This window comes from Paramaledivibacter caminithermalis DSM 15212, assembly GCF_900142245.1.
Taxonomy (GTDB): domain Bacteria; phylum Bacillota; class Clostridia; order Peptostreptococcales; family Caminicellaceae; genus Paramaledivibacter; species Paramaledivibacter caminithermalis.
The window spans coordinates 107657-130849 of the sequence record NZ_FRAG01000002.1 but is presented as its reverse complement, the minus strand read 5'-3'; the positions used below and the strand labels follow the sequence as shown (position 1 = coordinate 130849).

The following is a 23193-nucleotide window of genomic DNA, read 5'->3' as shown; positions in this document are numbered from 1 at the left end:
TTAAGAGATAACAAAACTACGCTTCATGTGTCTTAGCTTACCTTGGTTTTTAATAATTTGAATTTCTGCCATAATACTAAGTGCAATATCCTCAGGAGTTTCCCCTCCTAATTCTAATCCTATTGGCGCATAAACCTTCTCGAGAACATCCTTGTCATATCCTTCTTTTATCATATTATTCATTATATAGTTTGTTTTTTGTATGCTCCCTATCATTCCTATATAACATGCTCCTCTATTCAAAACTTCTTTTAAAGCAATTTCATCATTTTCATGACCTCTAGTTACTATTACTATATAGCTGTTTGAATCTATTGAATAGTTCCTCAGTTTTTCCTTAATATCTCCAAATTGAAGTTCATCTGCTTCTGGAAATCTGTCGTGATTACAAAATTCCTCTCTATCATCAAATATCACAGTATAATAGCCTAGCATTTTGCCTAAAAGATAAAGCTTTAGTGATATGTGTCCACCACCTACGATTAAAAGCCTACTCTGTGTATTAAATACCTTTATGAAAACTTCTGCTTCTCCTCCACACTGCATATGAAGACTTCCTTCATCATCATTTAATTTAAAATGATAGCTCTTGTTTTTACCTTCAGCCATGCATTTTTTAGCCTCACTAATTATTTTAGATTCAAATATTCCTCCACCTATAGTTCCTTGTATTGTACCATCCTCTGATATAATCATCATTGATCCTTCTATTCTAGGAGTAGAGCCACTTATTTTTGTTATTATTGCTAGTGCAGCCTTTGCTCCATTTTTTATTTTTTTTGTTAATTCTTCAAGTAACTTATGTTCCATATTGACACCTCCAAAAAAATCTTTCATCCTAATAAAATTCTCTCAGTTATCAATATTAAAAATTGATTTGTCTCTCGTTATTCATTTATCAGAACCAGACACCTTAATAATTCTTATGAATATTTTAATCAGTTTCTAAAAATGTCGTTATTAAGTAAAGAGGATATTATAATTCCATCTATTTTAAAGCCTTTTTTTCTTATCAAATCTCTAATTATATAAGCAGACTTTTTTCTTTCCTCATCTTCTGCCTTATTTAGTAAAAGGTATTTTTTTGAATTTTTAGGTGTATTCTTAAATAATCCTATATCTGATGTAATTAATTTCACTATTTTTTCTTCGGTTACAATTTCATAAGGCAAACTACCAGTTATCTCCTCAAATATTTTAGGTCTATGAACATATCTATCCTCTATAAATCTACCTATCGAATCAAGTCCTACTACTCCTACAGTGATTGAAGTAATAAATGGAATAACAGGTTCATGATTACCAGGCGCCTTAATTGGTCTGCACTTCCCACCATCACCCTCTATCAGTATGTAATCAAATATATTTTTACTACAAATTTTATCTATAAAACATTTATCTAATCCCAATAGTTTTCCTTCCCAAGATATATCCTTCCCTATAACAATCATTAAGCCTCTTTGTGATTTTAAATCATTTATTTTTGAAATGTTATTTGCAACTAAAACTCTATCTATATATTTTTCTGAAGGATAATATATAGCTGTTGACGTTGTAACAAGAACTTTTTTCCCTAAGGACTTCAATTCCCTTGCAAGTCTAAACATTGCTGTAGTTTTGCCCCCAGCCCCTATAAAGCAAATATTTTCTTTTTTTTCTAGATTAATATCCAATCCTTCATATATATTTTTTATTTTTTGCTCAAAAAATTGCATATTGCTTCTAATACACCTCCGCCTATAGCCCTAGCCTTATCTGAAATGGTATAGCAGTGGTTTATGATTCCTCTTGGGTCTACATCACCTATCTTCATTCCCTTAATTACATAAAATCCATCATGAATCATACCTCGTACTACCCCCTTTATTTTTGTCTTTATCTGTGCTTTGCCGATAACTGCAACTGTTTCATTACTATCAACAATTGCCCCAATATCTTTCATAACCTTTATGATACCATTGCTGTTAGCCCTTATAACTCTTTCCTCAGAAAAGCCCTGTATCTCCCCAGGCTTTCCTGTATTTTCCTCAGCCATACCCTTTAAAATTATTTTACCTAGATGATGTCCTCTATTTGACTCAATAACTACATGAACGTCTTCTCCAGCAACAAATCCTGGTCCAACTCCTATTACTAAAGGAGCCATGTTTTTCTTAGTCCCAAGATTTTTTTTAGCTAGTATGGCATCAACTACAACTGTAAAATTATGCTTATTAATAATTTCTCCATTAGGATCAACTAAAACAGGTACCTGATTTTTTTCTATAATTTTTATTGCATCATCATAGTTTACTGCCAAGCTTGCCGTGATACCTTCAACATTAATCTCCTTTTCGTAAATAACTTCAGCAAAAGAAACTTTTCTTCTAATAACTGTAGGTTTTTCTATCTCCAAAACCATAACTTTAAGTCCTGCATTAAAAAGTCTATGAATAATTCCACTTGCTATATCTCCTCCACCACGAACAGCTACAATAGTGTTTTTGCTAAACATTTTAAGCACTTCCTTTTATAGATTAGAATTTAGCTTTGCAATTGATAGATTTTCAAATTCTTCACAACTATATATGCACAATAACCTCCTATCCCCCCTGAAATACTTGCAATCATTGATGCCATAATTAATCCTATAAGTGGAACCTTCATAACTAATATACTCATAGTCAAAGTTCCTGCAACATTAGCAACTGCTCCACCTAATGCCATGAATACCTTCGTATCCTTTTTACAATTTATAATCACATTAAGCAAATCAACAGCAAGCCCTGGAGGTATAAAAGTAATAACTTTAATACTAGGCATTGAAAAGATATATATTGATAATCCCGCCTGAATTATACAAAATAATATTCCAGTCCCTCTTTTTCCCACTATTCCATAGGCAGCTATAAGCCAAAACATATAATACATTCCATTAATAATTCCGCCTGGTAATCCAAAGGTGCTGGCAAATAGCTTAGATGCCATCTTTAAAGGAATCTTTGTTATAGTTGCAATAGCAGCCAATAAAGATATATAAATTAAATCTTTTAAAGTAAACTTTTTTAATAACATTCTCTTTGCCTCCCTATTTTTTCAAAATAATTATAGCGCTTTTTCTTAAACTAGGAATATAAAATCTATTATGCTCAACCTTTATTTTCTCCCTTAGCCACTCTATTATTTCTTTTTCAAAATCTATTGCATCACTAAAGTAATATTTGATAAATTCTAATCCTCCTTCTATAGAATCTATTGGCTGATTAAATTTAGTTTCAAAAAATTTTATTTTATATTTAAGCCCTTTTTTATTTAAAATCATTATTACATCCAAATGTGTTTTTTGATTTAATGAAATTAAGTCATTGTTAATCTTTTTATACAACTCCTGTATTGAGAAATCATTTTTAATACATTCTATTGGTAATATAAAAACTAAATATTTATTGGTCAAATTAAGAAATTTGTTAAAATTTTCATAATTAATTAATCCCATTACATAGCTTCCTATTACCATATCATACTTTTCTTTAATAGTTGTTTTTTCAAAATCATCATTTATTATTTTAACGTTGTTAAGCTTACATTGTTCTGCTCTTTTCCTTAAGGTTTCAACAGCTAAAGGCGATATATCCAAAGCAGTTACAGATATATCTTTTTTTGCCAGTTCAATTGATATTCCTCCGAGACCACATCCTATATCAAGTGCTGTTTTTACATATTTTAAATCTTTCTCCATATTTTCTATCACATTCTTATAAAATTTAGTATTTTTTTCTGCTTCTAAATACCACTTAATACTTTTTTTTGTCCATCTAAACATTTTTTTGTTACAGCAATCAAGATCAACCATGTAAACATCTTTTCTGTTTATAATCTTATTTATAAATGTAGTCGATTCATTTCTTAAAACTAATATAGTCCTCTTTTTATCCATACAGCTAAGTACTGTATTTTGATAATCCTCAGCATTATTCTCTAAAAATCCTATTTCATCTATAACAATTAATTCTACATTAGAATCGGCATACCTATTTAGAATTCTTTTGCCTATTCTTTCAAATCCATCAATATTAGGAAGCAATGCTGTACATACTTCATTTCTTACAGCTATTATTCCTCTTTCACTTGAATCATTAATATCTTCGAGTATAACACATCTTGGAAAGAACTTGCTATCTCTTACTGGATATGTAATAATCCCTCCAAAAGAATTTGTATATTTTAATATTGCATTTAATATCTCTGTTTTTCCTGACCTTCTACTGCCTGTTATAAGCAAGTGTCTTTTTTTACTTTCCTTGAAATATCTCATTATATATTTTTTCAATTGCTCCACCTGATCGCACATAGAATTCGTCATATTTTTTAATCAACTCCTTTGCTTCTTCTGTGATATAAGAACCCCCACCATCCTTCCCTCCTACCTGTCGTACTAATAGCTTTGCAGATAGCTCTTTTTCAGCATTTTTAATCAATATAGCAGCCTTACTGTATGACATATTCATCTCAATAGCTGCCTTATTCAAAGAGCCTAATTTTTCTATTTTTTTCAAAAGAAGAACTGGTCCTATTCCAAAGAATTTCTTATTTTCTTCATTTACTAGCCAGACTTTATAATTGAAATACATATTTCCCACCCACTTATAATAAATCACAAATCATATTTCGTTATATCTTTAAAAATATAACGTTAGGAAAAATATCAAAGGGAATTGACCCTTTGATATTCTAACTTCTTTAATTTAAACTTTATTTATAATCTAGTATTTTCTTTGCCTTTTCATAATCATCTACTGTATCAATATCTAAATTTTCGTACTCCGTTTCAATATCTACTCTTATTACCTTATCCTTATTATTGTTTATAACAATCTTTCCCCCCTGATCTTCTCTTAAGAGTAAAAGTTGTTTTTTTAAATGATATGGAAATATAACGGGGTTTCCTTTTATTCCGTTATAATGAGGTAGCACAATACTGGATGAATTACACTGAAATTCACTACATAACTTTTTTATGCTTTCTATTTTAATAAAAGGTTGATCTGCTACAAAAAACATAAATCCATTTGTTTCTTTTGAATTTATCAAAGCTTCCTTTATAGATTCGCTCTGCCCTAAGTAATATCTAGGGTTTCTTATGGCTAAATATCCCATATGTTTTGCTTTTCTTAAAATTTCTTCATCCTTGGCAACTACTATAATTTCAAAAAAATTATATCCTTTAATGGTTTGTAAAATATATTCATATATATACTTATCTTTTATTTTCAAATGAAGTTTATCCGCCATCATTCTTTTACTCATGCCAGCCGCCATAACAATCGCACTTATCTTAGTCATATCTTTCCAACAACACCTTAAATTGTTATTTTTATCCTCTATTTTTGAATTTTCGTTCTACGATAATAGGTATTTTCAAGAGGCAATTTATATCTAAATACCCCATCCTTCTTATAGTAAGCATTTTGGACTGCTGGAGCTGCTGGAATTGCTGCTATTTCACCAATTCCTTTAGCACCATATGCTACTCCATTCGGATCATTTTTTTCAATAAAATGCATTTCAATTGGTGGTATTTGATGGGCTTTTAATAAACCTAAGGTTCCAAATTTAACTTGAGGCACTCCATCTTTTAGTGGGAAATCTTCAGTTAAAGCATATCCAAGACTCATTACTACTCCACCTTCTACTTGACCTTCTATAGAAAGAGGATTTACTACTCTTCCAACATCATGTGCAGCAACAACCTTTACTAGTTTTCCTTCTTTATCTATAATAACAAGCTGTGTCGCATATCCATATGCAATGTGACTTACTGGGTTTGGTTTATCAGAGCCAATTGGATCTGTTTTAAAGTCAAATTCTCCAATATATTCTTTGCCTTCTAAATCTTCTAAAGTCTTTCCACCTTCTAAATCAGCTTTTAACTCTAAAGAAGCTTTACGTGCTGCCTCTCCAGTAAATACTGTTTGACGTGAGGCCGTTGTGGTTCCTGCATCTGGGGTGTATTTCGTATCAGCTTGCTCAACTACTATCTTATCTAAAGTTAATCCTGTTGTTTCGCATATCATTTGCAGTATTACAGTTTGAACACCCTGCCCAATTGTAGCTGCAGAAGACCTAGCGTGAACTTTTCCTTGTATTATTTTTAAATTACAACGGCCTGGATCAGGAAGTCCTACTCCACGCCCTGAATTTTTCATAGCTGATGCAATTCCTACATAATAATCATGATTGTTTTTATATTTTTCAAATTCTTCTTTTACTGCTTCCAATGTTTCCACCATAGCAGTACCTTCATCTGCTATTTGTCCATTTGGCAGTACTTGACCTGGTCTTATAGCATTTCTATATCTAATCTCCCATTCTGAAAATCCTGCCTTTTCTGCCAACTGATTTATTAAAGATTCTACTACAAAAACAGATTGAGTTACTCCAAAACCACGGAAGGCACCTGCTGGTGGATTATTAGTGTAATATGCATATCCTTCAATATCAACATTTTTATAGTTATATGGACCTCCTGCATGAGTACATGCCCTTTGGAGTACAGGTCCACCTAAAGATGCATAAGCTCCAGTATCAGATGTAAACCTAGCTTTCATTCCTTGTAGTATACCATTTTCATCACAACCTATTTTACAATAAATCTTCATTGAATGACGTTTTGGATGGTAGTTAATACTTTCTTGACGGCTAAAATATACTTTTACAGGTCTCTTTAAAAGATATGCACAGAGGGCTGCTTGATGTTGTACACTCATATCCTCTTTACCACCAAATCCTCCACCTATAAAAGCACTTTGAATTCTTACTTTTTCTTCTGGAATTCCAAGGTAGTTTGCAATTTCACGTTTATCATCATAGATACCTTGATCTCCTGTGATAACTTTGATACCATCCCCATCTGGTAATCCAACTGCTGTTTCAGGTTCCATAAATGCATGTTCTGTCGGTGGAACGTAAAAAGTACCTTCCACTACATATTTGGATTTCTTAAGGGCAGCTTCTGCATCTCCTCTTTTTACTTTTTCATAATCAAATAAATTATTTTTAGGAATTCTAAATTTCCCAAATTGCATAAATCCTTCTCCATGTATTTGAGGAGCATCTGGTTTCATAGCTTCTTCAGGATTTGTAACTGGTTTTAATACTTCATACTCTACTTCTACAGCCTTTGCAGCTTTTTCTGCCTGCTCTCTAGCTTCTGCTACAACTATAGCAAGAGTATCTCCTATACACTTTGTTTCCTCTCCTACATCAATCATACCCGGCCAATCTTGAGCTATATGACCTATATATCTATTTCCTGGAATATCCTTAGCTATAAATACAGCTACAACTCCTGGCATCTCAAGAGCTTTACTTGTATCTATGGATAATACTTTTGCACGAGGATATTTGCTAAATACATTTTTGCCATAGAGCATACCTTCAAACATATAGTCATCTGCAAATTTTGCTTCTGCCAATGCTTTTGGAATAGCATCTATACGGAAAATTTTCTTTCCTACTTTTACTGCATCTTCAAATTTTGGTATTTCTAGATTTTCTCTAAAAAATTTTGCTGCTAATAAAATAGCTTCTTCAATTTTGTTATATCCTGTACAACGACAGATATTGTTGCGAATAGCATTTTTTACATCTTCTCTAGAAGGGTCTGGATTTTTATTTATTAAAGCTTTACTGGCTATAATCATACCTGGGGTACAAAATCCACATTGTACAGCTCCAGCTTTAGCAAATGCATAAGAAAATACTTTTTTCTCCCTTTCTGTAAACCCTTCTATGGTCTGTATCTCTTTTCCTTTTAACCTCGAGAGCTTTTGCACACAGGAACGAACTGCTTTGCCATCTATTAGAACTGTACAAGTACCACAGGCACCTTCCTTACATCCATTTTTAACTGACATTATTCCCAATTCATCACGTAAAAAATCTATTAGCTTCATATCCTTTTCAGATTGATATTCCTTCCCGTTAACTTTTATTTTAAACATATTAAGCCCCTCTCTATATAATAAAATTTGCTATTCCTTCACAAGAAATTTTTATCTTTAATGAAAGGTTATCCTATTTTATATTTTTGTCCTTTTTAAGAATACTCCTTTACCATTTTTAGCAATGAGTTTACCATTATCTATTAATATATTTCCTCTTTGTATGACTTTTTCCACAACATAATTTACTTTAAAACCGTCATATGGTGTGTAATCTACTCTGCTGTGTCTATTATCTATATTTATAATCTTTTCTCTCTTGTCGAGTATTGTTATATCTGCATCTGCTCCTATTTCTATAGTTCCTTTTCGGGGATAGAGTCCATATATTTCTGCTGGTCTCTTTGATAATTTATCTACTAACTTGTTTATAGATATTCCTCTTTTAATTCCCTCAGTTAATACAATCTCCACTCTTTCTTCAACTCCTGGAACTCCTCCTGGTACTATTCTAAAATCAAACTTTCCATTCATTTTTTCTTCGATAAAGAAAGGGCAATGATCTGTAGCGATTACATCAACCTGATCACTTGCAATTCCCTTCCATAGAGCCTCTATATCTTCTTGTTTTCTCAATGGAGGAGCCATAATATATTTAAATCCTTCGATATCTTCTTTATAACATTTTTCTGTCAATGTTAAATATTGAGTGCATGTTTCGCAATATACATTACTTGCTCCATTTTTTCTTGCACGAACAATCTCATCTAAGCCTTTTTTAGTAGATACATGAACAAAGTACAGATGTGGAAATCCAGCTATTTCGCTTAAATAAATCATTCTATTTATGGCCTCTACTTCTGTCGCAACAGGTCTACTTAAAGCATGGTATATGGGCTTTGAGCTTTTAAAAGAAGCATAATAATTCCTTAAATATTGTATTGCTCCATGGTTTTCAGCATGTACTGCAATTACAACTCCTAATTCCTTTGCCTTTATTAAAACCCTTAATATATCCTCATCATTAAGTCTATTGTCGTATGTCATATATATCTTAAAGCTAGTTATTCCCCTTTTAGCTATTTCTTCCATTTCCTTTAGTATATTTTCATTTACATGCTGAATTACTCCATGGAAGCTATAATCTATAATAGAGTTACCCTCTACTAATTCATGGTATTTATCGATCATATAATTCAAACTGCACTCTTTAGGTCCAAAGGCAATATGATCTACAATAGTTGTAGTTCCTCCAAAGGAAGCTGCAACTGTCCCAGTATAAAAATCATCAACTGCCCTGTATTCCCCTAGGTCTAAATCCATATGTGTATGTACATCGACACCTCCTGGTAGGACAAGTCTGCCTTCAGCATTTACTATCTTACAATTTTCTTTATATATTTCAGGTTTAATACTTTTTATCAGTCCATTTTCAATGAATATATCACCAGTAAAGCTTCCTTCTGAATTGACTATTAAACCATTTTTAATTATCATATCCAAAATATCACCTGCTTTAAAGCATATTATTTATATATCAAATGTAGGTAAAGATTATCCCGTAAAAATATAAAGCTTCTATAATATGGACCTATTTGTTATGTTTTTTCTCTATTATTTCTCTTTCAAGCTGCTCTTCAGCTATTGTTTTTTTAGGTAATATAATATTTAAAATAAATACAACAACTGTAGCAAGCACTACTGGCGAGCTTGCAAATATCATTTTGAACCAATTGGGAAGATATTGTAATCCTTCCACTGGTATTTGAGTTATTCCCATACCTAATGCAACTCCAAGTCCAACAATCGTTGTATTTCTTACAGACATTTCATCTTGTACTATTAATTTCATTCCTGTCATGGTAATTTGTGCAAATACAGATATTGTGGCACCACCTATAACGCATTGGGGAATTGAAGTTATTATAGCACCAAATTTAGGAATTAATCCAGCTGCAAATATCATTGCTGCTGTAATTCTAAATACTTTTAGGCTTATTACTTTTGTCATTGATACTATCCCAACATTTTGACTATAAGTAGCAGTCGGTAGTGCTCCTATTAAGGCTCCAATAATACTCAATATACCATTTCCTTTAATTCCACCTGAAATTTCTTTATCTGTAGCTTCTCTATCCATCCCTCCAACAGTAGTTGCTGATAAATCTCCTATAGCTTGAACTGAATTAACTACATACATTACAGACATAGTTATAATTGCAACTATTGGAAATTCTAGTTTGTATGGCAATATAGTAGGTAAATCAAACCATAAAGCGTTCCCTATGGAATCAAAGGATACTATGCCAGCTATTAAACTTGCTATATATCCAACTATAATTCCTATTAATATTGCAGCTAGTTTTATATAACCTTTTCCAAACATATTACATATCAATACCACAGCAAGAGTTAAAATTGCTATACCCCAATATACTAAGCCTCCATATCTTGGATCTATAGGCCTAAAGCCACCTGCCATATAGTTTACAGCAACTCTATATAAGGAAAGTCCTATTGTAAATACTACAGTTCCAGCTACCATAGGCGGAAAATATTTTCTTATTTTTTTTATAAACACACCCACTATAAAGGCTATAATACCTCCTATAAGCTGAGCACCAAATATTGCACCTATTCCATATCCTTTACCAATCGATAGGATTGTAGGTATATAAGCAAAGCTTACACCCATAATAACAGGAAGCTTTGCACCAACTCCAAATACAGAAAATGATTGTACAAAAGTTCCAATTGCAGCAATAAACATACTTGCTTGAACTAGTTGTATTTGCTGGTTTGAAGTCAATCCTATTGCCCCTGATAATACCAATGCAGGCAGTACATTCCCAACAATCATTGCTAACAAATGCTGAAATGATAAAGGAATAACTCCTTTGATACTTGGATTTCCTTCCAAACTAAAAAGTGAAGTATTAGTCTTGTTGTTACTAATCATTTTTTTCCCCCCTAAATTTAACCATAAATGTACTCTACATCAAGGTCCATATTTTTTTTGCTCTTTCCCTTGATTTTGCATATACTTCCTTTACATCAACAGATAAAAACTTCCTATTCTTCATGATAAATTTACCATTTATTATTGTGTCATTTACTAATCTCCCTGTCATTCCAAAAAGAACATGACCAAACCAATTATCCTTATTTATTGGTGTCCATGGTTCATAATCTACAGTTATAATATCCGCATAGGCACCTTTTTTTAACACCCCTAAATCCCTTTTGAAATATTTCTTGAGAATTTCAGGATTATTTTTAAACTGCATTATTTGGGTTTCATTAAATCCAAATGTTGGGTCACATAATTGATGACTTTGTAATATATTTGCAACCTTCATAGACTCAAACATATCATTGGTATATGCATCTGTACCAAGACCTACCCTTATGCCTTGTTTAATCATTGCTACTACTGGTGGAGCACCAACTGCATTGTTCATATTGGATTCAGGGTTATGTACTACATTAGTATTAGTTTCCTTTAATATTTCAATTTCCCTGTGATTTATATGGACTCCATGAACAGCTATTGTACGTTCACCTAAAATTCCAAAGTCGTAAAGCCTTTCAATTACCCTTCTTCCATATTTTTTTAGAGAATCATATTGGTCTTCTATTCCCTCTGCAATATGTATGTGATACCCATCATAGATTCCTTCCATTGCCTCTTTTACCCTATATAGAGTTTTATTGGTTAATGTAAAGGAGGCATGAAGCCCAAATAATCCTTTAATCATATCACCATCATCATCTTTTTGAATTCTCTTTATAAAGTTAATATTCTCTTTAATCTCTTTTAATACAATATCTTCACCATCTCTGTCAGATACTTCATAGCATAAGGAAGTTCTCATACCTATTTCTTTTGCAGCTTCCGCTATAGTAAATAGGCTTCCCGTAACTGAATTTGGTCCAGAATGGTGATCTATTAGAGTAGTAACTCCATTTTGAATTGATTCTATATAAGTTGTTAAAGCATTAAGTTTTACATCTTCCAATGTCAGCTTTTTATCAAGATTCCACCATAAATTTTTAAGAATTTCACAAAAATTTCTTTGAGGCTTACTTACATCCATCCCCCTAGCATAAGCACTGTATATATGGCTATGTGTACATATCATTCCTGGCATTATGACTTTTCCTTTTACATCTATAATTTCTTCTTTAGGAAACGTTTTTTTAAGAGCTTCAAAATATCCTATATCTTCTATGATGTTATCCTTAATAAGAACAGCTCCGTTTTCTATAAAAGCATTATTTGAATCATTTGTTATTATTCTGCCATTACCTATAATCATTCTCATTACTCCTTTATTCAGAAATAATCCAAGTTCAAGCCTTTTCTTCTAAATCATAAACTGCTTTTTCTAAAGAAATAATTAGACTCTGTCTTTCAGGCTTTAATATAAATTCAACTACTTTTTTGTAATTTAGTATCATTTCCTAAAGCATTTTTACCTGGTCCAATTACTATTTTATTTTTACTAAATCAAATAAGGGTATTCTCTTATTATTGTTTCAAGGAATATTTGTATTTTTTCTTTTTCTTCATTTGGCTTATCAAAATCAGGTTCATAATCATAAACATCATTGGCTTCATCTCTTACTCTAAATTTATTTCCTTCAATCTTAACAAAACCTGATTTTCTTGATTTTTCAAAATCTGATAATGTCGAATATAATGTTGGTTTTTTGAAATAGGGATATCCTCCTCTTGTGCAGAATGTATGACAATTGCCACATTCATTACATCTATCTTCAATATGTAGTATTTGATATGCTGATTCAAAATGTTCATCGTAAACTTTTAAATTTGCTCTATTTGGACATACATCAACACATAAAGCACATTTTATTTTGAAACAATTAAATATTGAAAGTGTATCTTCTAATAATCTCCCTTCCCCTCTGTTCTTATAATTGCAATCTGTTTTTGCAGCTTTAGCTAGTTCTTTAATAGCTTCTACATCTAATTTGCTACATGAGACAGTTTTTCCATTTATCTCGTTTATGATATCTTTTATGTTTATAAATCCTCTTGGCTTTAAAAGAATAGTTGAGAATGTAATAGGTGATATTCCTGTTTTGAAAACCTTTGCAACATTGTTTATATCTATACCTGCTGAGAAGGAAATATTAATATTCCCATCAAATTTTTCAGCAAATATTTTAGCTACATTTATAGCTATTGGATAAAGAGGTTTTCCTGACATATACATGTTTTCTCCAGATAAATAACCTCTTGAGTTATATACAGGTAGAGTATTTGTGAGTTTGATTCCCACATTTAAGTTATTCTCTCTGCCTAATTTTTGCAATCTAGTAATAATTTCAACAGCTTTATCAAACTGTAAATCATTTTTAAAATCTTCTATTTTTACTACTACATCATGATATTTTAAGTTGTATAAAATTTTTCTCACATTGTCATATCCTAGTAATGTAGGATTGAATTTCACATAAGTATTTAACTTCTTATCAGTTATCAAATAGGCTGCTATTTCAAAAATTTCTTCTGGCTTTGCACCATGCATAGTTGATAATGTTACTGTATTAGTAATATGAGGTGTAATCTTTTCTATATCTTGTAATTTAAATCTCTTAAACTTGTGTATATTCTTCTTCAATAATTCAATGCATTCCTTATATATTTCTGTATTTGAAGCATCCTTTAAATCATCTATGAAATTTGAAATTTTTTTTGATTTTATTCCTTTTAAGCTGTACCCTACACTTATATTAATTACGAAATCCTTTATATCTGACAATCCTAGTTCAATTGCAAATACCTGCATTAATACTGAAGCTTTAATATATTCTTCTTTTGCTTCCTCTACTGTTAGTTCTGTTGACCATTCTACATTAAATCCTATATTTTTTGCTTCTATACAAGGTTTTGAAATCATTTCTTGCATTTCTTTTCCATCTACTACTTGAACAGTTTTGACCTCAAAAAATCTAGCCCCTGTCAAGTATGCAGTTAAAAGATTCTGACATAATTGAGTTTGCGGTCCAGCTGCAGGTCCTATAGGAAACCTTAGAAATTCTCCATTAAATTTCATGCAAACATTTTCACTATCTCCCTTAAAAAAATCACTTTTATCAATTTCCATTATTTTGTTTTTTGAATAATAATCATTTATACATATATCAATGAATCTTTCAAAAGGAATTGGTTTCATAGATTTAGTCATATCTTCTTCACCTTCTCTAAAATTATTTAAAAACCTTTAGGGACGGTAGACCGTCCCACTATAAAATCTTTATTTTCTAGAAAAGTCAAAATCTAATTATTTTTAATATAAATTGTTGGAAGAGCTGCATATATTGCAGCACATTTTACTAAGTCTGACTTCCAAGTCTTTTCGTTTGGAGCATGTGCTTCTTCCTCTTTACCAGGTCCAAGACCAATTACTGGAATACCTTCTCTTCCCATTATCGCTACCCCATTTGTTGAAAATGTCCATTTATCAATTTTGGGCTTTCCATACATTGCTTTATAAGCCTCAGCCATGGCTTGGGTTATTTGATGCTCTTCTGGCACTACCCAAGTTGGGAAATAAGCTTCCGTTGGGTAAACACAGCCTGTCCATGACGGTCTTTCATAGGTATACATGCTTACCTTTGCATTGTATTTCTTTACAGCTGGAAGCTGACGGATTTCTTCTAAACAGCTTTCCCAAGTTTCACCAGCCGTCATACGTCGGTCTAATGAAATAGAGCAAGAATCCGCTACTGCGCAACGGCTTGGTGATGTAAAGAAAATTTCAGAAACAGTAACAGTTCCACGACCTAAAAAACGAGCTTCTTTCCACTCTGAGTTATATTTTTCATCTAACATCTTAACTAAACCTTTAATTTCTTTATCTTCAGCTGTATCATTTTCATTAAGATCACGAATATTTTGAAGAATTTCAGCCATCTTATAGATAGCATTATCTCCCCTTTCTGGAGCTGACCCATGGGATGAAACTCCTTTTACATCAACACGAATTTCCATTCTTCCTCTTTGTCCTCTATAAATATTGTTATTTGTCGGTTCTGTTGATACTACAAATTCTGGTTTTATCTTATCCTCATTTATAATATATTGCCAACAAAGTCCGTCACAATCTTCCTCTTGTACTGTTCCAGTCACTAAAACTTTATATTTATCATTTAAAAGTCCTAAATCTTTCATTATTTTAGCTCCATATACAGCACTTACAATTCCACCTAATTGGTCAGAAGCTCCACGACCACCAATTGTTTCTTCGTCTTCATATCCTTCATATGGATCAAATTTCCAATTTTCAATTTCTCCAATTCCTACTGTATCAATATGAGCATCAAATCCTATAATTTTTTCTCCTGTTCCCATATATCCAAGAATATTTCCCATTCCATCAATCCAAACTTTGTCAAAGCCTAATTTCTCCATTTCAGCTTTAATTAGATACACTTTTTCTTTTTCTTCTGTACTTTCGCCCTTTGCTTTTATAAGGGCACGTAAAAATTTAGTCATATCATCTTTATATTCTTCTGCTGTAGTTTTAATCTTTTTGAAATCTAAATTCATCTTCGTAACCTCCTATTATCTAACTAATCTTGCTTTATTTTGATCTAATAATTTTTGTAATGTTGCCTCTGGATTCTTCACTTTTTGTAAGAATATCATAGCTGCTATAATATATGGTTTATAGCTTGCTTCTTTATATAGCGGCACTCTATATCTATCAAATACCGAAGCATCTACTTCACCCTCTTTACAACTTACCCCAGTTATATCAGCTGGTAAACAGTGCATATATAGAGCTCTTCCATCTTTAGTTAAACTCATCATTTCTTCTGTACATGCCCAATCTTTATGTTGAGCATTCTGTGCTAGTAGTTCTTGTTCTAATTCATCAATTTCTTTAAATTTACCTTCTCCATAAAGTTCAGTTCTTTTTTCCATTGCTACAAATGGTGCCCAGCTCTTTGGGTATACAATATCTGCATTTTTGAAAGCTTCTTCCATAGAGTTAGTTTTAGTAAATTTCCCACCATATTGTTCTGCGTTATTCTTAGCAACATCTTCTACTTCTGACATTACCTCATATCCCTCTGGATGTGCTAATACTACATCCATTCCAAATCTTGTCATAAGAGCAATTACTCCTTGTGGAACTGAAAGTGGTTTTCCATAGGATGGTGAATAAGCCCAAGTCATAGCTATTTTCTTTCCCCTTAGATTTTCAACTCCACCAAATTCATGAATTATATGAAGCATATCTGCCATCGTTTGAGTCGGGTGATCAATATCACATTGTAGGTTTACTATAGTTGGTCTTTGTTCAAGCACTCCATCTTGATACCCTTCATTTACATATTCTGCAACAGCCTTTTGATATGTGTGACCCTTTCCTATATACATATCATCACGAATTCCAATAACATCTGCCATGAAAGATATCATATTTGCAGTTTCCTTTACAGTCTCTCCATGAGCAATTTGCGATTTCTTTTCATCTAAATCTTGAATTTCTAATCCTAGTAAATTACAAGCTGATGCAAATGAAAATCTTGTTCTTGTAGAGTTATCTCTAAATATTGAAATTCCTAATCCTGAATCAAAAATTTTAGGACTTATATTGTTTGACCTTAAATATCTAAGAGCATCTGCTACTGTAAAAATAGCTTCTAACTCTTCTTGTGTCTTGTCCCAAGTCAATAAAAAATCATTATGATAAAGGTTCTTATAGTCTATTTTTTTTAATTTTCCTAATAATCCATTGAAGTTTGTATTCATATTTTTAATCTCCTCCTATTTTTTATTTATTGGAATATAATCCATTCCACACTACTTTTCTATAATGTTCAAAGTCAGTATCTCCTTCTGTACTTATACAAAGTACAACGGAATTTTCATCAAGTTTTAATGCTTTCTTTATATCCTTTAATTCTTCTTTTGTCATAACTTGTGAGACAACTCCAGTAGTAACTGCTCCGCTTTCCCCAGATATAACTTGTCTATCCCCTTTTAAAGGATTTCCAAGAACTCTCATTCCATGTGCAGCCACATCATCTGGAACTGACAAGAAATTATCTGCATAAGAATTTAGAATCTTCCACGCAACAGTACATGGCTCACCACATGCTAAACCTGCCATTATTGTATCCATATCTCCTGTTACAAAATGAAGCTTTCCATCATTAGCTTTTGCAGTCCTAAATAAACAGTCAGCTTTATTTGGTTCAACTATTGTAATAATAGGTTTATCTTTTCCCTTGTAAACAGAACTAAAAAATCCACATACTGCTGATGCCATAGAACCTACTCCTGCCTGTAGAAATATATGTGTTGGTTTTCTATTTTGTTCTTTTAATTTTAAATACGCTTCATAAGCCATGGTTATATACCCTTGAATAATCCAAGTTGGAATATCTTCATATCCTTCCCACGCTGTATCTTGAACCATAACATAACCGTTCTTCTCTGCAAGATCATTTGCATATCTTACACATTCATCATAATTCATATCAAGTATTTCACATTCTGCCCCATGTGCTCGTATATTTTTCAATCTTTCCTGAGAACTTCCCTTTGGCATGTAAACAATTGCTTTTTGCTTTAACTGTTCAGCAGTCCATGCAACCCCTCTACCATGGTTGCCATCAGTTGCTGTGATAAAGGTTAGTTCACCTAATTCCTTTTTGATTTCATCTGATATTAAAGTCTTATATGGAAGCTTATCCATGCTTTTACCTAATTTATCAGCTATATACTGACCAATAGCAAAGCTTCCTCCTAAAACCTTAAAAGCATTTAAGCCAAACCTATAGGATTCGTCTTTAACAAACAAAGCTTTTAATCCTAAGCATTTTGCAAGGTACTTTAATTCCACTAAAGGTGTTTCCGAATATTGTTCGAAATTTGAGTGAAATTTTAAAGTTTTCTTTGCTACATTTTCATTTACAAATTCTAAATCAACCTCTTCTCCTTTAGGAATATCATTTGATACTATTTCATATTTCCCATTCATTTTCCAACACCTTTCCATTTTTTTATTTCACTTATGATTAATGCATAATTTATGCCAACTTTTTTTAGTGCTATACCCTTAATATTTATTTTTTTTGCCAATTATTCCTTGAAATACAGCCATTAAATTTAAACATATAAAACACATTATCTTCTTATTAAGGTAAATAGATTATAATATTTTATCAAATCGATAATTAATTATCATTTTGATAAATAGCTTAAATTGCTTATATTTCCTTTTATCTAAAAAAACATAAATAACAATTATCATTTTGATAAAAATTCATTACATACTGCTAATGTTTTATTTATTAAATGTATTTTTATTGTAATTTTAAAAAATAACTATTTATGAAAAGGAAATTAAAAGAAGCTAAACTACATTAGTTCAGCTTCTTTTAATTTCCTATATAACGTGGCAACTCCAATTCCTAAAGCCTTTGCTGCCTTAGATTTACCTTTTGTTGTAGTACCATAATATGCTAATGCTTTTTTTATTTCTTTCAATTCTATTTCTTTTAAAGTTTTTATTTCTTGATCATTATCATATTGTGTTGAAGTTGGATTTGATATGTTTAAAGGTAAAGTATTGTCATTAACAATTCCATTTTCCATCATATTTACTATAAACTCAACTGTATTTTCTAGTTCCCTAACATTTCCATACCAAGGATAGTCCAAAAGCTTCTCCATCGTCTCTTCTTTAATTTTTACAACATTTTTTCCAAACAGCTTTGCATAATAATTAACAAAATAATAAAATAAATCAACTATGTCTTCTTTTCTTTCTCTTAATGGGACAATTTCAATCGGTATGACATTTAGTCTATAATACAAGTCTTCACGAAATTTATTTTCCCTAATCATCTTTTTTAAATCCTTATTAGTTGCAGCTATGATTCTAATATCTAAAGGTATTACTTGGTTTGAACCAATTCTAGTAACTCTTTTATCTTGAATAACTCTTAGCAGCTTTGATTGAAGATATAAAGGCATATCACCTATTTCATCAAGAAAGATAATACCATGGTTTGCCAATTCAAATTTTCCTATTTTGCCATTTGGATCTGCACCAGTAAATGCACCTTTTACATACCCAAATAGTTCGCTCTCCAGCAATGGTTCTGGTATAGCTGCACAGTTTATAGCTACAAATCTTTTGTCTCGTCTGTCTGAATTTTTCCAAATAGCTGTAGCAACCACTTCTTTGCCACTTCCACTTTCCCCTGTAATCAGTACCGTAGAAGTAAAATTAGCTATTTTTTTAATCCTTTTTTTAAGCTGTATTGTATGTCTACTACTTCCAATTATATTATCTGTATCTACTGCATTTATTGTAGATGTCATCTGATATATATTAGAATGAATCTTTTTTAAATCTCTAAACAATAATACTTGTTTATATTCAGGATTTTCAGCTATATCAAGTATATCTCCAATTACTATACTTGAATTTTTACCTATTTTAACTCTATATTCCTTACTATTGTTAACTGTATCTCCAGTAGGCTTTATATAAATTTTCTCATTGTCAATAATTCTTGTAATACCTAATTGGCTTTTAGCACTTGAATTTATTATTGAAACTTTTCCCTCATTATTAACTACTATTGCCCCTTCATCCATATTCCTAATTATCATCTCAAGCATATCCATCATAGCTGCTTTACTCTTAGTTTCCTCATCCTCCAATGCCTTAGTAGAAATAAAATCAGCAATTTGTGCTAAAAACTCTAAATAACTGTCTAAGTTGTTTAATATCATATCTCTTGATATTTCATTTGAACAAGCCATTCCAATAACACCTATTATTTCATCATTCATCTTAATCGGCATAGAAATTTCTAATAGTTCTTTGCATTGTTCTTTCATCTTACAAGCTATACATCTTTCATCTATTCTAGGCTCTAGCAATACTTGTCTTTTTCCTGTTTCTATTGCATGTTTATAAACATGGGAATTTTCTGATACATCAATATTAATTTCACTAAATATTCCAGTACCTGCAATCCTTATTAGATTAGCATCAACAACTTCAACATCAACCTTTGCTATTTCATATGTGATTTCAGCATATTTTTGAACTGTGTCTACGATGTTTGCTAAATTATACATAGACTTCACCTTTTATTTTTATCATATTTTACTTAACTACATAATTATGATAGCATACTTTATCATTTTGATAAATATGTTTTATATAATTGCTAATTCTAGTCTTAGAATCTTAAAAGTTAAAATATAACAATAATAAAAAATAAATTTGGCAACAGTAAAGCTAGAACAAAACAATAGTTCTAGCTTTTTTTCTATCTTTATAACAATTCAAATCCAGCTGTAAAATGTCTTAATGAAGTTATTGGTCCTTCATATACAAGCTTCATACCTCTATAATTATCTCTATTCTTATAGATTTCTCCAAGAGCATTGGCTATAACATCCATATGGCTATTTGTATATACCCTTCTAGATATAGCTATTCTCATGGTCTCTAATTCAGGCCATATAGGCTTTCCAGTTTCTTTATCCTTGGAACCAAAGGCACATGCCCCTAATTCTACTGCCCGAACACCAGCTTCTTCATATAAAGCACAAACTAATCTTTGAGATGGAAACTCATGTTGTGGAATATGAGGAAAAAACCTTCTACCATCTACATATACACCATGTCCCCCCGTTGGTTCAATTATTGGTATTCCTTTTTCTTTTAAATTATCTCCTAAATATTTCACTTGGTTTATACGATACTCAAGATATTGTTCATCACAAGCTTCTTGTAGTCCAACTGCAAGTGCTTCCATATCTCTTCCAGACATACCTCCGTAGGTTACAAAGCCTTCGTGAACAATTGCTAATTGATTAGCTAATGCAAATACATCTTTATTTCTTGTTACAAAAAGCCCACCTATATTAACAAGCCCATCCTTTTTAGAACTCATAGTAGCTGTTTCACAATAAGAAAACATTTCTCTAGTTATTTCTTTTATTGACTTATTTTGATAACCTTCTTCCCTTTGCTTAATAAAATATGCATTTTCTGCAAGCCTTGCACTATCTAAAACAACTGGTATATTATATTTTTTAGCAAGCTGACTCACTTGTCTAATATTTTGCATTGAAACGGGCTGTCCACCATTGTTATTGCAGGTAATAGTTATAATGACAACAGATATATTTTCTGGTCCTTTTTCATCTATTAATCTTTGCATCTTATCTATATCAATATTCCCTTTAAAAGGATGAGAGGGGCTTGATGCATCTTTCCCTTCATCTATAACGTAATCAACTGCTAAAGCTCCTAGTACTTCTGCATTCCCCCTAAATGTATCAAAGTGCATGTTGCCAATAGCATATTTCCCTTCTTTTGCATAAATCTTGGCCATAATATAATCAGCTGCTCTCCCTTGATGTGTAGGTTGAACATATGGCATGCCAAAAATATCCTGAACAGATTCTTCTAATTTATAAAAGCTTTTACATCCCGCATAGGATTCATCTCCCAACATCAATGCTGCCCATTGATGACTACTCATTGCTGATGTCCCACTGTCTGTTAAACAATCAATATAAACATTTTCTGCTCTCAATCTAAACGCATTGTATCCAGCTTCTTTAAGCCACTGTCTTCTTTGTTCCTTTGTGGATTTTTTAATTGGTTCTACCATCTTAATTCTAAATGGTTCTGCAGTCATAAATTTCATAGTTACTCTCCTTCCAAATAAAATGTTAATTTATCTCTAAAGTAATAATGTCACCTTGTTTAACCTGACCATGCTTTGATATCTCAACACTTTTACCTCTTAAATTAGTAATAACAACAGCTGTATTTAATGATGGTATTTTATCCTTTATTTTGTCAATATCAACATTAAATAATAATTGTCCTGCTTTTACTTTATCTCCTGTATTTACAAAAAGCTCAAAGCCCTCTCCATTAAGATTTACTGTGTCAATTCCAAAATGTATCAATATTTCATAACCATTATCTGACATAATCCCTATAGCATGTTTGGTAGGAAAAATTGATATAATCTTCCCATTTACAGGAGAATAAACTTTTCCAAGTATAGGATCAATACAGAAACCATCACCCATCATCTTTTCAGAAAAAACAGGATCTGGTGCCTCAGCAATCCCTTTAATCGTGCCAGTTAAAGGCGCTACCCATGATAGTTCTTCTTTTCTCTTAAAAAATTTTTTTAACATTCAATCATCACCACCTTTAATTGCTACGTAATAATCATATTATTTATAGAACGTCTCAGATTTACAAAATCTATAAATCTAATCATTCTCCTTTATCTTTAGTTTAATATCTTGCTTAATTAGTTTCAAAAAAACCTTTCTCCACATAATTGTGGTAGTATGTTAACAAATATTTAAGCTACTTGAGAAAAAAATAAATATGCCTGTAGGACTCGTTTTGAGTTCCTATAAAACAAAAAAGCTAGCAAAACATACATTTACCAGCTTTTTAGTCCATAACTATTTTAGATTAAATTTTTTAGCAGCTGTATTTATCGCTTCTCTACAAGCTTTTACGCCTGCTGCAATGCCATCTGGATGCTTAAATATTGCTGATGAAAGAACTATGACGTCTGGATTACATTCAATTAGCGGCTCCATATTATTATGTCTTAATCCACCATCTATTGCTAACTCACATTTTGGATTCTTTTCATCAATCAACTTTCTGGCTCTTTTTACAAGATCGATAGCACTTCTACGCCATCCCCAATTGTCTTTACCATCAGTTTCATCTACACCGTGAACCACTAAGTGTAACCTATCTATATCATAAATTGATTCTTCTACAAAACATAAGGGAGTATAGCAACCAAGCGTTAACCCAAATTTCATACCAAATTCACGACAATAATTAATAATATAGGCTAGCTGTGCACCGATAAAATGTTCAGCTGGTAAAATCAACATATCTGTTCCTACATCTGCTAGCTTTTCAATAAACAATCTATCACAGGTTTCTGTATAAAAATGACATTCAATCATCTTATCTGTAACTGGTCTGATGCCTTGTATGATCTGATGTCCTCCCATTAGCTGCAAATTTTTTAAATCATGCATATCAGCAGCATCTGAATGTACATAATCTGCACCAGCTTCTACAGCCTCCTTTACTACCCCAGCTATATTTCCATAATTAACATGAGCTAAACCTGCAGCAATTTTTATATGTTTCATTTATCTAATCACTCCTTCTTTCATTTACATCCATAGTCTACC

19 protein-coding genes are annotated in these 23193 nt (G+C 31.7%); all 19 read right to left on the bottom strand.

Annotated features, from left to right (window positions below; all coding sequences use genetic code 11):
• Nucleotides 1-810: an XdhC family protein gene (locus BUB36_RS01570; RefSeq protein WP_073146636.1), complete on the bottom strand. Its 810-nt coding sequence runs from the start codon at nt 808-810 to the stop codon at nt 1-3.
• Nucleotides 811-938: 128 nt separating this feature from the next.
• Nucleotides 939-1715, bottom strand: coding sequence for a selenium cofactor biosynthesis protein YqeC (yqeC, locus tag BUB36_RS01565; RefSeq protein WP_073146635.1), 777 nt, complete (start codon nt 1713-1715; stop codon nt 939-941).
• Nucleotides 1691-2494 (bottom strand): selenium-dependent molybdenum cofactor biosynthesis protein YqeB, encoded by an 804-nt coding sequence (yqeB, locus tag BUB36_RS01560; RefSeq protein ID WP_073146634.1) that lies wholly within the window; start codon nt 2492-2494, stop codon nt 1691-1693. The genes yqeC and yqeB overlap by 25 nt, the downstream gene beginning before the upstream one ends.
• Before the next feature lie 29 nt (nt 2495-2523).
• Nucleotides 2524-3054 (bottom strand): ECF transporter S component, encoded by a 531-nt coding sequence (locus BUB36_RS01555; RefSeq protein ID WP_073146633.1) that lies wholly within the window; start codon nt 3052-3054, stop codon nt 2524-2526.
• A gap of 13 nt (nt 3055-3067) precedes the next feature.
• A complete protein-coding gene (locus tag BUB36_RS01550; RefSeq protein ID WP_073146632.1) occupies nt 3068-4309 on the bottom strand; it encodes a nucleoside-triphosphatase in 1242 nt (413 codons plus the stop codon).
• Nucleotides 4272-4610 (bottom strand): winged helix-turn-helix domain-containing protein, encoded by a 339-nt coding sequence (locus BUB36_RS01545; protein WP_073146631.1) that lies wholly within the window; start codon nt 4608-4610, stop codon nt 4272-4274. The genes BUB36_RS01550 and BUB36_RS01545 overlap by 38 nt, the downstream gene beginning before the upstream one ends.
• 121 nt (nt 4611-4731) lie before the next feature.
• Nucleotides 4732-5322, bottom strand: a complete 591-nt coding sequence (locus BUB36_RS01540) for an NTP transferase domain-containing protein (protein ID WP_073146630.1) — start codon at nt 5320-5322, stop codon at nt 4732-4734.
• A gap of 38 nt (nt 5323-5360) precedes the next feature.
• Entirely contained in the window at nt 5361-7982 is a 2622-nt protein-coding gene (gene xdh, locus BUB36_RS01535) for a selenium-dependent xanthine dehydrogenase (RefSeq protein ID WP_073146629.1), read from the bottom strand.
• A 78-nt stretch (nt 7983-8060) separates the two neighbouring features.
• The gene (gene hydA, locus BUB36_RS01530) at nt 8061-9419 is read right to left on the bottom strand and encodes a dihydropyrimidinase (RefSeq protein ID WP_073146664.1); all 1359 of its coding nucleotides are present in this window, start codon (nt 9417-9419) and stop codon (nt 8061-8063) included.
• A 94-nt stretch (nt 9420-9513) separates the two neighbouring features.
• A complete protein-coding gene (locus tag BUB36_RS01525) occupies nt 9514-10881 on the bottom strand; it encodes a uracil-xanthine permease family protein (protein ID WP_073146628.1) in 1368 nt (455 codons plus the stop codon).
• A 34-nt stretch (nt 10882-10915) separates the two neighbouring features.
• Nucleotides 10916-12241: a putative aminohydrolase SsnA gene (gene ssnA / locus BUB36_RS01520; RefSeq protein ID WP_073146627.1), complete on the bottom strand. Its 1326-nt coding sequence runs from the start codon at nt 12239-12241 to the stop codon at nt 10916-10918.
• 186 nt (nt 12242-12427) lie between these two features.
• Complete coding sequence (locus BUB36_RS01515; protein ID WP_073146626.1) at nt 12428-14137, bottom strand: hypothetical protein; 1710 nt, start codon at nt 14135-14137, stop codon at nt 12428-12430.
• A gap of 92 nt (nt 14138-14229) precedes the next feature.
• Nucleotides 14230-15501, bottom strand: coding sequence for a YgeY family selenium metabolism-linked hydrolase (locus BUB36_RS01510; protein ID WP_073146625.1), 1272 nt, complete (start codon nt 15499-15501; stop codon nt 14230-14232).
• Nucleotides 15502-15516: 15 nt separating this feature from the next.
• Nucleotides 15517-16713 carry a knotted carbamoyltransferase YgeW gene (gene ygeW, locus BUB36_RS01505; protein WP_073146624.1) on the bottom strand — a complete coding sequence of 399 codons (1197 nt, stop codon included), beginning with the start codon at nt 16711-16713 and terminating at the stop codon, nt 15517-15519.
• Between the two features lie 22 nt (nt 16714-16735).
• Complete coding sequence (gene dpaL / locus BUB36_RS01500; protein WP_073146623.1) at nt 16736-17947, bottom strand: diaminopropionate ammonia-lyase; 1212 nt, start codon at nt 17945-17947, stop codon at nt 16736-16738.
• A 380-nt stretch (nt 17948-18327) separates the two neighbouring features.
• The gene (locus BUB36_RS01495) at nt 18328-20064 is read right to left on the bottom strand and encodes a sigma 54-interacting transcriptional regulator (protein ID WP_073146622.1); all 1737 of its coding nucleotides are present in this window, start codon (nt 20062-20064) and stop codon (nt 18328-18330) included.
• 200 nt (nt 20065-20264) lie between these two features.
• Nucleotides 20265-21650, bottom strand: coding sequence for a tryptophanase (locus tag BUB36_RS01490; RefSeq protein ID WP_073146621.1), 1386 nt, complete (start codon nt 21648-21650; stop codon nt 20265-20267).
• A gap of 25 nt (nt 21651-21675) precedes the next feature.
• Nucleotides 21676-22155 carry a PTS sugar transporter subunit IIA gene (locus BUB36_RS01485; RefSeq protein WP_073146620.1) on the bottom strand — a complete coding sequence of 160 codons (480 nt, stop codon included), beginning with the start codon at nt 22153-22155 and terminating at the stop codon, nt 21676-21678.
• A 279-nt stretch (nt 22156-22434) separates the two neighbouring features.
• Nucleotides 22435-23151, bottom strand: coding sequence for a ribulose-phosphate 3-epimerase (locus BUB36_RS01480; RefSeq protein ID WP_073146619.1), 717 nt, complete (start codon nt 23149-23151; stop codon nt 22435-22437).
• Nucleotides 23152-23193: the final 42 nt, after the last annotated feature.

Coding starts and splice junctions, on each gene's coding strand:
- xdh (WP_073146629.1), bottom strand. CDS start 7,982: ATGTTTAAAATAAAAGTTAACGGGAAGGAATATCAATCTGAAAAGGAT.
- BUB36_RS01525 (WP_073146628.1), bottom strand. CDS start 10,881: ATGATTAGTAACAACAAGACTAATACTTCACTTTTTAGTTTGGAAGGA.
- BUB36_RS01545 (WP_073146631.1), bottom strand. CDS start 4,610: ATGTATTTCAATTATAAAGTCTGGCTAGTAAATGAAGAAAATAAGAAA.
- BUB36_RS01555 (WP_073146633.1), bottom strand. CDS start 3,054: ATGTTATTAAAAAAGTTTACTTTAAAAGATTTAATTTATATATCTTTA.
- BUB36_RS01570 (WP_073146636.1), bottom strand. CDS start 810: ATGGAACATAAGTTACTTGAAGAATTAACAAAAAAAATAAAAAATGGA.
- dpaL (WP_073146623.1), bottom strand. CDS start 17,947: ATGAATGGGAAATATGAAATAGTATCAAATGATATTCCTAAAGGAGAA.
- ygeW (WP_073146624.1), bottom strand. CDS start 16,713: ATGAATACAAACTTCAATGGATTATTAGGAAAATTAAAAAAAATAGAC.
- yqeB (WP_073146634.1), bottom strand. CDS start 2,494: ATGTTTAGCAAAAACACTATTGTAGCTGTTCGTGGTGGAGGAGATATA.
- BUB36_RS01480 (WP_073146619.1), bottom strand. CDS start 23,151: ATGAAACATATAAAAATTGCTGCAGGTTTAGCTCATGTTAATTATGGA.
- ssnA (WP_073146627.1), bottom strand. CDS start 12,241: ATGATTATAGGTAATGGCAGAATAATAACAAATGATTCAAATAATGCT.
- BUB36_RS01485 (WP_073146620.1), bottom strand. CDS start 22,155: ATGTTAAAAAAATTTTTTAAGAGAAAAGAAGAACTATCATGGGTAGCG.
- BUB36_RS01515 (WP_073146626.1), bottom strand. CDS start 14,137: ATGACTAAATCTATGAAACCAATTCCTTTTGAAAGATTCATTGATATA.
- BUB36_RS01495 (WP_073146622.1), bottom strand. CDS start 20,064: ATGTATAATTTAGCAAACATCGTAGACACAGTTCAAAAATATGCTGAA.
- hydA (WP_073146664.1), bottom strand. CDS start 9,419: ATGATAATTAAAAATGGTTTAATAGTCAATTCAGAAGGAAGCTTTACT.
- BUB36_RS01510 (WP_073146625.1), bottom strand. CDS start 15,501: ATGAATTTAGATTTCAAAAAGATTAAAACTACAGCAGAAGAATATAAA.
- BUB36_RS01490 (WP_073146621.1), bottom strand. CDS start 21,650: ATGAAATTTATGACTGCAGAACCATTTAGAATTAAGATGGTAGAACCA.
- BUB36_RS01540 (WP_073146630.1), bottom strand. CDS start 5,322: ATGACTAAGATAAGTGCGATTGTTATGGCGGCTGGCATGAGTAAAAGA.
- yqeC (WP_073146635.1), bottom strand. CDS start 1,715: ATGCAATTTTTTGAGCAAAAAATAAAAAATATATATGAAGGATTGGAT.